Origin of the sequence: Lacihabitans lacunae (genome assembly GCF_042649125.1) — a bacterium.
GTDB classification, from domain to species: domain Bacteria; phylum Bacteroidota; class Bacteroidia; order Cytophagales; family Spirosomataceae; genus Leadbetterella; species Leadbetterella lacunae.
Map to the genome: position 1 here is coordinate 3904391 of NZ_JBHRYQ010000001.1, position 11297 is coordinate 3915687.

Annotated in this window: 13 protein-coding genes; 10 read left to right on the top strand and 3 right to left on the bottom strand. The window is 35.4% G+C overall.

Annotated elements, in window-relative coordinates:
• Positions 1–2: 2 nt before the first annotated feature.
• The 10 genes from ACFOOI_RS16755 (at position 3) to ACFOOI_RS16800 (ending at position 8188) form a co-directional block, all read left to right on the top strand.
• Positions 3–1133, top strand: a complete 1131-nt coding sequence (locus tag ACFOOI_RS16755) for a cytochrome c oxidase subunit II (RefSeq protein ID WP_379839182.1) — start codon at positions 3–5, stop codon at positions 1131–1133.
• A 7-nt stretch (positions 1134–1140) separates the two neighbouring features.
• On the top strand, positions 1141–3015 hold the full coding sequence (locus ACFOOI_RS16760) for a cytochrome c oxidase subunit I (protein ID WP_379839183.1): 1875 nt from the start codon (positions 1141–1143) through the stop codon (positions 3013–3015).
• Positions 3016–3087: 72 nt separating this feature from the next.
• Positions 3088–4035: a COX15/CtaA family protein gene (locus ACFOOI_RS16765; RefSeq protein ID WP_379839184.1), complete on the top strand. Its 948-nt coding sequence runs from the start codon at positions 3088–3090 to the stop codon at positions 4033–4035.
• Between the two features lie 9 nt (positions 4036–4044).
• Positions 4045–4911 carry a heme o synthase gene (cyoE, locus tag ACFOOI_RS16770; protein WP_379840228.1) on the top strand — a complete coding sequence of 289 codons (867 nt, stop codon included), beginning with the start codon at positions 4045–4047 and terminating at the stop codon, positions 4909–4911.
• A gap of 1 nt (position 4912) precedes the next feature.
• A complete protein-coding gene (locus ACFOOI_RS16775; protein WP_379839185.1) occupies positions 4913–5491 on the top strand; it encodes a cytochrome c oxidase subunit 3 in 579 nt (192 codons plus the stop codon).
• 83 nt (positions 5492–5574) lie between these two features.
• A complete protein-coding gene (locus ACFOOI_RS16780) occupies positions 5575–6336 on the top strand; it encodes a cytochrome c oxidase subunit 3 (protein WP_379839186.1) in 762 nt (253 codons plus the stop codon).
• 22 nt (positions 6337–6358) lie between these two features.
• Entirely contained in the window at positions 6359–6682 is a 324-nt protein-coding gene (locus ACFOOI_RS16785; RefSeq protein WP_379839187.1) for a cytochrome C oxidase subunit IV family protein, read from the top strand.
• A gap of 7 nt (positions 6683–6689) precedes the next feature.
• On the top strand, positions 6690–7394 hold the full coding sequence (locus ACFOOI_RS16790) for an SCO family protein (RefSeq protein ID WP_379839188.1): 705 nt from the start codon (positions 6690–6692) through the stop codon (positions 7392–7394).
• Complete coding sequence (locus tag ACFOOI_RS16795) at positions 7372–7908, top strand: DUF420 domain-containing protein (protein WP_379839189.1); 537 nt, start codon at positions 7372–7374, stop codon at positions 7906–7908. Before ACFOOI_RS16790 ends, ACFOOI_RS16795 begins: the two co-directional genes overlap by 23 nt.
• 1 nt (position 7909) lies before the next feature.
• Entirely contained in the window at positions 7910–8188 is a 279-nt protein-coding gene (locus ACFOOI_RS16800) for a hypothetical protein (RefSeq protein ID WP_379839190.1), read from the top strand.
• 209 nt (positions 8189–8397) lie between these two features.
• On the opposite strand, the gene ACFOOI_RS16805 is transcribed toward ACFOOI_RS16800, so the two are convergent.
• The 3 genes from ACFOOI_RS16805 to ACFOOI_RS16815 all read right to left on the bottom strand — a co-directional run bounded on the left by ACFOOI_RS16805 (position 8398) and on the right by ACFOOI_RS16815 (position 11224).
• On the bottom strand, positions 8398–8724 hold the full coding sequence (locus tag ACFOOI_RS16805) for a hypothetical protein (protein ID WP_379839191.1): 327 nt from the start codon (positions 8722–8724) through the stop codon (positions 8398–8400).
• A 2-nt stretch (positions 8725–8726) separates the two neighbouring features.
• A complete protein-coding gene (locus ACFOOI_RS16810) occupies positions 8727–9353 on the bottom strand; it encodes a hypothetical protein (protein WP_379839193.1) in 627 nt (208 codons plus the stop codon).
• Between the two features lie 149 nt (positions 9354–9502).
• A complete protein-coding gene (locus ACFOOI_RS16815) occupies positions 9503–11224 on the bottom strand; it encodes a DUF6089 family protein (protein ID WP_379839194.1) in 1722 nt (573 codons plus the stop codon).
• Positions 11225–11297: the final 73 nt, after the last annotated feature.

The following is an 11297-nucleotide window of genomic DNA, read 5'->3' on the forward strand; positions in this document are numbered from 1 at the left end:
AAATGACGATTTTAATTTCAATTTTAGCTTTAATATTTATAGTACTTACGGTTCTTGTTGTTAATCGTACTCAGTCTATAATGAAGGGTATTAAGGGTGCAGAAGCTGAGTCTGAATCGGAGTATTTAGGTGCTCCAGATAAAAGCAACTCGGCAAACGGTGCTGGTTTGTTTGTGTTTTGGTTGCTTAGTATTGTAGGTATTTTTTGGTCTTATTTCGATGCTAAACAATATTTTTTACCTGAATCTTCATCTATTCATGGTAAAGAGACTGACTTTTGGTTTTGGCTATCAATGGCAGTTATCATGATTGCGTTTTTTGTTGTTAACTCAGTTCTATTTTACTTTTCTTATAAATACAGATATCAGAAAGGTAGAAAAGCGACTTTTTATACCCACAATAATAATTTAGAAGTTATTTGGACTGCTGTTCCTGCGGTTATCATGGCTGGTCTTGTATTTTCTGGTTTGCGAGTTTGGACTAAAATAACTGCGGAAGCTCCTGCTGATTCCGAAGTTATTGAAATTATGGGAAAACAGTTTGCATGGACAGTACGTTATCCTGGAGTTGATAATAATAAGTTAGGTAATTACAATTACAAGCTTATGGACGATGCTGGTGGTAACCCAATGGGTGTTGATTTTTCAGATGAAAATTCATTCGATGATTTTTCAAATACCTCAGAACTTCATATTCCTAAAGGTAAACCAGTACTTTTGAAAATTAGAGCAAGGGATGTATTGCACAGTGTATTTATTCCTCACATGAGAGTAAAAATGGATGCTGTTCCTGGAATGCCTACTAAGTTTTGGTTTACTGCAGATAAATCTACTGCGGATATGAGAGCCGATTTAGCTAATCCTGAATTCAATTACGAAATTGCTTGTACGGAGATTTGTGGTCGTTCTCACTTTGGTATGAAGTTATTATTAGTGGTTGATGAGCCTGCGGATTACGAAAAATGGAAGAAGGATCAAAAGCCTTTACTAACAGAAAATGCAGCATTACTTGAAAAAGTACCTGCTAATTTAAAAGCGAAAGCAATGAAGTATTTACCACAAGACGAGGCTTCTGTTGAAGTTGCTGTTGATCAAACGAGTGGTTTAGGTAATACAAGTACAATTCTAAAATAATATATATATGTCAGCTGTTTCTCAAGTAGATTTACATTCACATGATGCTCATGGTCATGAAGAACATCATGAACTTGGATTTATCAGAAAATATATTTTCTCTGAAGATCACAAGGTTATAGCGAAGCAATATTTAATATCAGGTATTGTTTGGGCGGTTATTGGTGGTTTATTATCACTTGTTTTCCGTTTACAATTAGGTTTTCCTGATATGGACCTTAGTTGGTTGAAATTTATGTTTGGTGACTGGATCAATGAATCTGGTAAACTTGATCCTAATTTCTATTTGGCTTTGGTTACTATGCACGGTACCATTATGGTATTCTTTGTGTTAACTGCTGGTTTAAGTGGTACATTCTCTAATTTTTTGATTCCTTTACAAATTGGAGCTAGAGACATGGCATCTGGTTTTATGAACATGTTATCTTATTGGATATTTTTCCTTTCAAGTGTAATTATGTTTGTATCTCTTTTTATACAAACTGGTCCTGCTGGAGGTGGTTGGGTTATTTATCCGCCCCTTAGTGCATTGAAGGAGGCTAACCCTGGTTCGGGTGATGGTATGACTTTATGGTTAGTTGCCATGGCTTTGTTTATAGTTTCAAGTTTATTGGGTGGTATTAATTATGTTACTACGGTAATAAATTTAAGAACCAAGGGTATGTCAATGGACAAAATGCCTTTAACTATATGGGCGTTTACATTTACTGCTATATTGGGAATATTATCATTCCCTGTATTATTATCAGCTGCTTTGCTCTTAATTTTTGACAGAAGTTTTGGTACGTCGTTTTACCTTTCTGATATTTATATAAATGGTCAAGCACTTCCAAATCAAGGTGGTTCGCCTATTTTATTCCAACACCTTTTCTGGTTCCTTGGTCACCCTGAAGTTTATATTGTAATTCTTCCTGCATTAGGTTTAACTTCAGAAATTATTGCTACGAATTCTAGAAAACCAATTTTTGGTTACAAAGCGATGATATTCTCGATGGCGGGTATTATGTTCCTTGCGTTTATTGTATGGGCTCACCACATGTTTATTACGGGTATGAATCCATTCCTTGGTTCAGTATTTATGTTATTAACGCTTATTATCGCGGTTCCATCTGCTGTAAAAGGATTTAACTATATTACGACACTTTGGAAAGGCAATATAATCTTTACTCCTGCGATGTTATTTGCCATAGGTTTAGTATCCTTCTTTATCTCTGGAGGTTTAACGGGTATTATATTAGGTAATAGTGCATTAGATATTCAGTTGCATGATACCTATTTCGTTGTAGCTCATTTTCACTTGGTTATGGGTTCCGCTGCATTCTTCGGTATGATCGCTGGTGTTTACCATTGGTTCCCTAAGATGTTTGGTAAGATGATGAACAATACAATGGGATATGTTCATTTCTGGCTAACGTTTATAGGTGTATATCTTGTGTTTTTCCCTATGCACTACATCGGTATAGCAGGTTTCCCAAGAAGATATTACCAGTGGTCAGGTTTTGAAACATTTAGTTCATACGCTGATTTAAATAGTTTCATTTCGATTGCAGCTATCGTGACATTCTTTGCTCAGTTTATTTTCATAGCAAACTTTATTTATTCTATTTTCTGGGGTAAGAAGGCAACTGCCAATCCTTGGAAGTCAAATACTTTAGAGTGGACTACGCCAATTGAGCCTGGTCATGGAAACTGGCCTGGAGAAATCCCTACGGTATATAGATGGCCATATGATTATTCAAAGCCAGGTGCTTCGGATGATTTCATACCTCAAAACGTTCCGTTCTCTGCAACTCCTGAGTCTAATTTGCCTGAGGAAAATGAGTTGATTAAAACAGAGAAAGAAGTAGAAGCAATCAAGTTCGATACTTCAATTCACGATTAATATTTACGATGTAATATATAAAGTACAATGGAGTGACTCAGTCTATTTCATTGTACTTTTTTTTATTTAAAGGTGGCTAAATTATTTAGAAGGTTCGGTATACTGACCATCATTACGGTAATTGTTTTAATTTTCGTAGGTGGTATCGTTAGGGCTACAGGCTCCGGAATGGGATGCCCTGATTGGCCAAAATGCTTCGGTATGTGGGTTCCGCCAACTCATGTGGACCAATTACCTCAAAACTACCAACAAGTTTTTGGAGCAAAACTTAAAGGAGAGGTTGTTTTTAACGCAGTTAAAACATGGATTGAATATGTAAATAGGCTCTTGGGAGTACTTACAGGTTTCTTTATTTTTTTGACTTTCATCTTTTCCTTTATAGCCTATAGGTTTTCTCAACCTAAAATTGTCATTCTCTCATTTGTTTCTTTTTTGTTAGTTGCTTTTGAAGGCTGGCTAGGCTCCAAAGTTGTTTCTTCGGAATTGCATCCTGTTTTAATTACAGTGCACATGCTTGTCTCGTTATTACTTTTGGGTATTTTGATAATGGTGATTTTGAAATCATACCAAATTCAGTTTAATAGGAAAAAGCCAGAAAAGCTATCCGCTATTTCATTTTTACTTATTATTAGTTTGATACTTTCTATAGGTCAAATAATTTTTGGTACTCAAATAAGAGAAGGTATAGATTTAATTCAAAAAGCGTTGGGGTATGAGCTTAGAAATGAATGGATACAATCTGTAAAGGGTAAGGTTGTTTTTCATGCAATTTTGGCATTTGTTTTACTTGGTTTGCAATTGTTTATTGCTAAAAACATTAGGAAAAAAGACGCTACTGACTTTGTTAATAAATGGATCCGATTTATCACCTTTTCAATTTTAGTTAGTATATGTAGTGGCGGAGTTTTGAGTCTTTTAGGATTTCCGGCTTTTGTGCAACCCATTCACCTCGGTTTCTCTGTGATAATTGTCTCGTTACAATTCGTAGTTTATTTTTTACTTGAACCAGATCTTATCTAAAGGGTTTTAATTAACAATATAGTTTTGAACAAATTTAAGGCATATTTTGATCTTACTAAGTTTAGGCTTTCTATGACAGTGGTATTTTCTAGCTGTTTTGGTTTTGGTCTTGCTAGTACACATATAAATTATCTCGATTTATTGATTTTTGGCACCTGTGCTTTTTTTGTTACTGCAGGGGCTAATATTATCAATCAGGTAAAAGAAGTTGAGTTGGATAAATTAATGGATAGAACCGTCAATAGGCCACTTCCTTCTGGAAGGTTAACAAAAAAGGAGGCTATTATTTTTGGTGCTATTGTTTCCATTTCCGCATTGTTAATTTTACTTTTTAAATTTAACTGGCAGGCTTCTTTGTTGTCGCTAATCTCACTAATTCTTTATGGGTTTGTATATACACCTTTAAAGCGTGTGGGACCAATTGCTGTTGCAGTAGGGGCACTTCCGGGTGCATTTCCGCCTATGATTGGATGGTTGGCATCTTCAGGCCATTTTGGTCTTGAGCCGGGTATTTTATTTGCAATTCAGTTTTTCTGGCAATTCCCTCATTTTTGGGCCATTGCCTGGGTATTAGATGATGATTATGCAAAAGCGGGTTTTAAGCTTTTGCCATCTTCCGGAGGTAAAAATTTAAACTCTGCGATTCAGATAACCATATACACTTTGTTTTTGTTACCCTTGTGTTGGGTTCCGTATTACTTAAATATGACAGGGATTAATTCCGGTTTTATAGCCTTAGTCTGTGGAATATTATTTTTAGTACAAACCCTACACCTTATGAGGCAAAGAAGTAAAAAAGCCGCTCTGCAATTGATGTTTGGCTCTTTCCTTTATTTGCCTATTGTTCAAATTGCGTATTTAATGGATAAATTATAAAATGAAAAATAAAAGTTTAGTTCAAGAACCTAAGCCAATTCTTACCGTAAATAAATGGAAATTTATTGTTTGGCTTTTTATTATAACTATCGTAATGTTGTTTGCCTCTCAAACTAGTGCATACCTTGTGCGTAGGGCTGAAGGAAACTGGACGGAGTTTCAAATTCCGATGATTTTCTGGTATTCTACTGGTGTTTTGCTATTGAGTAGCGTATTTATGCATTTTGCTGTTAGGTCAACAAAAAAAGATAATTTTGCCGCTTTGAAAATAAATATAAGTGCAGCTTTTGCACTTGGTATGATTTTTCTAGTAATGCAATATATAGGATGGCAAGAATTGCAAGCCCAAGGAATATATTTAAAGGGTAATCCTGCAGGGTCGTTTTATTATATTTTAACGGGTTTACACGGTTTTCACTTAATTACAGGTTTGGTGGTTATGCTTTTTGCATTTTGGGCCAGTATGAAAATGACTATTCATTCCAAAAACTTGATTAGAATTCAGGTTTGTGCCACCTATTGGCACTTTTTGGATTTACTTTGGCTGTATCTTTTTGTATTTTTATTGTTTTTTAGATAAAATTTCATTCTCAACCAATATTTTTAAGGCAAATACAAAATCATTTTTTAAATTTGTCACGAAATTATAATTAGTTAACATTTATGGCAGTAGCAAAACCTTCTTTAAATCCTGAACATCTGCTTTGGCAGGGTGGTACTCAACCTATGAAAGTTGGATATGGTAAATTAATGATGTGGATATTTCTCCTATCAGATACCTTTACTTTTTCAGCATTATTAATTTCATACGGATTAGTTCGCTACAGTTTTCCAAGTTTTAAAGATATTGTGCCCGACATGACACATAAAACCTTTGAACTGTCTCAAACTTATTGGCCAGTACCAGAAAAGGTTTTTGAAGCAGTACCTTTCCTACACGGTATCTCCCTTCCGTTAGTGTTTGTGGGTTTGATGACTTTTATTCTTATTTTTAGTTCTGTTACTATGGTGTTAGCGGTAGAAGCGGGCCACAGAAGAGATAAGGCGGATGTGGAAAAATGGATGCTTTGGACAATCTTAGGTGGATTTACTTTCCTAGGTTCTCAGGCTTGGGAATGGTCTCATTTTATTCATGGTTCAGCTGAAGGCTTTACAATGGCGAATGGACTTAAAGTATTTGGAGCTAATCTAACCCAAAATGAATATGGCCCTGCAGCGTTCGCAGATTTCTTTTTCTTCATAACAGGTTTTCATGGTACTCACGTACTTTCCGGTGTTATTCTCAATATTATTATATTTTATAATGCTTCAAATGGGGTTTATGAAAAAAGAGGACACTATGAAATGTTAGAAAAAGTTGGTTTATACTGGCACTTTGTAGATCTTGTTTGGGTATTCGTATTTACATTCTTTTATTTGGTTTAGAATTTTTTAAAAATATTATATTATGAGCGATCATACAGTTAGCAACGGAGAAAAACAAAAGCCACAGACCAAAGCTCTTTGGCGTGTATTTTGGATTCTATTGGCTTTGACGGCAGTTGAATTTGCAATTGCATTTGGACTTGATACGGACACTTTCAAATGGACTAAGATTATTATATTTATTATAATGACAATTGTCAAAGCTTACTTTATTGTAGGGAACTTTATGCACCTTAGGGATGAGGTTAAATCTCTAATTTGGACGGTTATTTTGCCTGCAATGTTTGTAGTTTGGTTACTGGTAGCACTTATTGTAGAAGGCGGTTATATAGGCCTTGTAAGATAAAAAAAACATGTTTAAAAATATATCGAAGACCGGAATACTCCTTGCAATATTGGGTGTTCCGGCTTTTGTTTTTATATTCCTTAAGATTTTCGGGAAAAATAATTTTGACTTACCTTACTATTTCCCCAAAATTGGTGATAATGGACAGGTGGTTATTTCAAAAGGGGATACTTTATTTAATCAGGTGCCTGATTTTGAATTATTAGATCAAGATAGTTTACAATACTCGAGTAAAACTAACAGTGGGAAAATTAGAGTGGTGAGTTTTTTCTTTTCTCGTTGTGGTACTATTTGCCCTACGACCAATGAAAACCTCAACCGAATTCTAGAAAATTTCAAAGCTATTCCTGAGTTTGAAGTTGAGTCTATAACGGTAGATCCTATTTATGACACACCTTCGGTATTGAAAAAGTATGCTTCTCAGTTTGATAATAGTAAAGGAAATTGGCATTTTTTAACTGGCGATAAATCATACATTTATGATTTGGCAATCAAAGGCTTTAAATTACCTGTAGCAGATGCCACTGAATATGATTCAAATATTACCAACATCGACGAAACCTTTATTCATTCTGATAAGTTATTATTAGTAGATCAGGATGGTTTTTTTAGGGGGATTTATTCGGGGACGGATAAGTTTGAAATAGATAGGCTAATGGTTGAGGTAAAGGTTTTAATTACAAAATTAGATGATGGAAAAAGTAGGCAATAAGGCTTCTTTAAAAGTAATAAATATTCTTTCAATAGTTATTCCAGTTGTGGTTGCTGTTTTGTTGGGAATTCAAAATAAGGTAAATCTTGGCGATTGGACAAAGGCTTTACCAAAGCTTAATGCTATAATAAATACCATAACTGCCATTTTGTTGATTTTGGGCTTAGTATTGATTAAGCAACGTAAAATTGCACTACACAAACGAGTTATGACTTTAGCGTTTACTTTTGGTGGCTTTTTTCTAGTATTTTATGTGCTTTATCATTTATCAAATGCTTCCACGCCGTTTGGTGGACAAGGAGCTATTCGCTATTTCTATTATTTTAATTTAATAACGCATATTGTTTGTTCATTGGTAGTACTACCTTTTGTGTTACGAGCATTTTATTTTGGATTAAATAGAATGGATGCACAACATATGAAAGTTACTAAAATTGCGTTTCCTTTATGGTTGTATGTTTCAATCACCGGTGTAATCGCCTATTTGATGATTTCACCTTATTACATGTTTTGATATGAAAAAAATAGTTGTTTTAACTTTGGGTTTTATAATGTTGGTTTCGGTATCAACCTTTGCTCAATGTGCCATGTGTCAAGCATCTGTAACGAGTAACTTGAGTGAAGGTAGGGGAGGCGTTATTGGAACTGGACTTAACTTTGGTATACTATACCTTTTATTAACGCCCTATTTTTTGATCGGAGCCTTAATATTTATGTGGTACCGTACCGGAAAAAAAGAATTAAGAGAAAGGCTTGCAATAGAATCAAGACTGAAAGAAATTTTCAGAAAGTAATAGTAAAGTTTTTAAATAGATATTGAAGAGAAGTTAGAGATAGCTTCTCTTTTTTTTATTTACAATCTGAATGCGGTGTTTGTTATTTGACTTAACTTTGAAGCGATAGAAATCTTAAGATCGGACGACAAAAACGTAGTCAAAACGCTTATTGACGCTCTTATTACTAAAAGTCAAGTGCAAGCATTAGTTGATTGAGATTATGGATATTATAATGGATAATCGCACCTCCATGGGTATGTGAAGTTTATTAGGGGAATGTTTAATTCACCTAATAAAGAAATTAATTCTTCCTTATTTTTAACATAAAATCCTTTCTGATTTAATTTATCCTCTTCCGAAAAATATTCGTTTGTAAGTTCTATTTTTAGTTCAAACTGTAATACGGTAAATTTATACATTGAAGTTTTATCCGATTTTAAAGGATAAATTGCAATCCATTTTCTTAAACCTTTATTTGAGGTTTTTAACTCTGCAGCTATGTAATTACCTTGTAAATACAGGCTATTCCAAACATCTATTTTAAACTCTTGCATAGTTATTCAAAGAAAATTCTAATTATGTTACCAATTTCGTCATGAATCTGTAAATGCTTTGTTGCATCATGAGCATTGGAAGCAGAATGGTTCAAGGTTCTTCCAGAAGAATCAACTGCATCATCCCAATTGTATGTACCAGCCTTGCCAGAAAAGTCTTTTGTTTCCTTAGCTGACTTCTCTGTAGTATTTTTAAATCCCTTACCTTGGAATATTCTTAAAAACAATTCTTCAGCTTCGGCTCTAGAGGCTACTCTAACAACTTTTTTGCCATTCTGTAATTCACCAGCAATCCTAGATAATTTTAGACTTGACCAAGAAATAAGTTTTACCCCTTTGCTAATACCTATATCAGGGGGAGTTCCCATTACAGAATTATAATAATCTTGAAGAACTCCTTTGTAATTTACGGATCGACCATCATAATAGGTTCTGTTTCCATTCCAGACTTGGTCAAACCAGCCCCAAAAGCCTGAAACTTGATTCATAACTTGGGTTCCAGAATTTGAATTGCTACTTGCTCTTACAACGACAGGATTTAATAAAACATCATCACTGTTTGGATTAAAGCTATTCCAATTCAAATCATCTACATGAACGGTGCTATCACCATTCGGATCAACGTACATGATAGGATTATTTAAGGCGTAAGAATAAGAAGTAGTGTATTCAAAAACATCCGCCAACGGATCCACCCAATTAAATTACTAACCCCAAAACCGTCAGTCCACAAAAAAAGCGACTCAAGGTCGCTTTTTTTATTTTATGATCGATAATGTTATTTCAACAAGAACTCTGTTCTAGAGCCTGATTTCTTGCCATCTGGAGTCATGTATGAAGAGTTTGGATCTTCGTCTCCATATCCTTTGTATGACATTCTAAATTTAGAGATACATTTTTTCTTTAAGAAGTAAGAATATATCGCACAAGCTCTAAGAGAAGCTAGTCTTACGTTTTGAGCACTGCTTCCGTTATCGTTGTAAGTGTTGATTACCAATTTGGCATCTTTACATCTAGAAAGTACATCACATACCCTTTGTAGAGATTTGTATGACGATGGCTTAATTTTGTTGGTTCCTGTATAAAACTCAATTCCTTGAGCGGCATAGTTAAGTTGATCTAATTCAGCAGCAGATATTACACAACCACTTGCAGATTTGTAACCCATAAATGGAGCTACACCGTTTATATATCCTTCTGGACAACCGCCGTTGCTCATCAATCCAGGAATAGAAGGGCAAAGGTCTTTGTTATCAGGCACACCGTCACCGTCGCTATCTGGACATCCATTTGCTGAAGCCAAACCTTTTACGTTAAGGCAATCGTCATCTTTGTCAGCTACTCCATCTCCGTCTGAATCAGGGCAGCCGTTAAGTGCCGCAGGGCCAGGTGAGTTTGGACATGCATCATCTTTATCTGCTATTCCATCTCCGTCAGTATCAGGACAACCTTTAAGTTCTTTAACACCTGCAACGTCTGGACAAGCGTCGTCTTTATCTGCAACACCATCAAAATCTCTATCTGGACAACCGTTTAAGTAAGCTGGGCCAACCAAAGTAGGGCATGCATCGTCTTTGTCAGGAATGCCGTCACCGTCGGAATCTGGACAGCCCTTCAGGCCAATTGGTCCAGCTACAGTAGGACAAGCATCGTCTTTGTCAGGCACGCCGTCACCGTCGGTATCAGGGCATCCTTGGAATTTAGGCAAACCAACTTCGTTTACACAAAGGTCGCATTTGTCAACAACTCCATCTTTATCAGAGTCTTTATCACCAAATCTATATGAAGCTAATATGTTAGCTAAGAAATAACCATCTTTTCTTGAAGAGTTACCTGCCATACTGATACCGTCAAGGTAATCTGACATAGAGAATCTGTAACCAGCTTCAGCTCCAAGTGTTAATCTTCTTGTTGCGTTATATTTTACACCTACTCCAACTGGAATAACCGCTGCTATTCTGTTACCGAACTTTTTAAGATAATCTCTATCTGCTTGTAAGTCTCTTGGTATAACCGGAGCAACAGCACCTGCTTCTTGATAAACTGTTGGGTTTGAGTAAGTAGCACCAATACCTCCAAACAAATAAGGAGTTAGTGTCTTTTTCATAAAGCCATCACAAGTAAACCTTCTTTCTCTAAGTGGATAAAACTCCCCTAGAACAGCGGCCTCTATAAATGGAGTTGATCTAAACTTCAATCTTCTGTAATCCCACTGGTCTATTGGGCTGTCTAAGTCTCTACCACCCATACGACCAACCAATACTTGGGGTCTTATTGTGAAATAATCATTAATATGTCTTCTTACGAAAACCCCAATAACAGGATTAACTTGAGATGCATAAGGTTTACTACAGTGCATATCACCAAAATACTGGTTGATACCAAGGGGAATACCAACTTCCCACTTATATGGCTTGCAAACACTGCATGTATCTTGAGCTTGCGTGGTTAAGCTTCCAAAAGTCAAGAGAGTTAATAAAAGAAATGTGACCTTCTTCATTTTGTATTTTTTTTTGAATAATAAAGATTTAATTAAAAAGCATTAATCTTTGTGAAACTAGGCGTTTAAATAT

Bases quoted from the DNA above. Each gene is read 5' to 3' on its own strand.
- ACFOOI_RS16815 (WP_379839194.1), bottom strand. From the start codon at position 11,224: ATGAAGAAGGTCACATTTCTTTTATTAACTCTCTTGACTTTTGGAAGC.
- ACFOOI_RS16775 (WP_379839185.1), top strand. From the start codon at position 4,913: ATGAAAAATAAAAGTTTAGTTCAAGAACCTAAGCCAATTCTTACCGTA.
- ACFOOI_RS16805 (WP_379839191.1), bottom strand. From the start codon at position 8,724: ATGCAAGAGTTTAAAATAGATGTTTGGAATAGCCTGTATTTACAAGGT.
- ACFOOI_RS16785 (WP_379839187.1), top strand. From the start codon at position 6,359: ATGAGCGATCATACAGTTAGCAACGGAGAAAAACAAAAGCCACAGACC.
- ACFOOI_RS16790 (WP_379839188.1), top strand. From the start codon at position 6,690: ATGTTTAAAAATATATCGAAGACCGGAATACTCCTTGCAATATTGGGT.
- ACFOOI_RS16760 (WP_379839183.1), top strand. From the start codon at position 1,141: ATGTCAGCTGTTTCTCAAGTAGATTTACATTCACATGATGCTCATGGT.
- ACFOOI_RS16755 (WP_379839182.1), top strand. From the start codon at position 3: ATGACGATTTTAATTTCAATTTTAGCTTTAATATTTATAGTACTTACG.
- ACFOOI_RS16800 (WP_379839190.1), top strand. From the start codon at position 7,910: ATGAAAAAAATAGTTGTTTTAACTTTGGGTTTTATAATGTTGGTTTCG.
- ACFOOI_RS16780 (WP_379839186.1), top strand. From the start codon at position 5,575: ATGGCAGTAGCAAAACCTTCTTTAAATCCTGAACATCTGCTTTGGCAG.
- ACFOOI_RS16795 (WP_379839189.1), top strand. From the start codon at position 7,372: ATGATGGAAAAAGTAGGCAATAAGGCTTCTTTAAAAGTAATAAATATT.
- ACFOOI_RS16810 (WP_379839193.1), bottom strand. From the start codon at position 9,353: ATGTACGTTGATCCGAATGGTGATAGCACCGTTCATGTAGATGATTTG.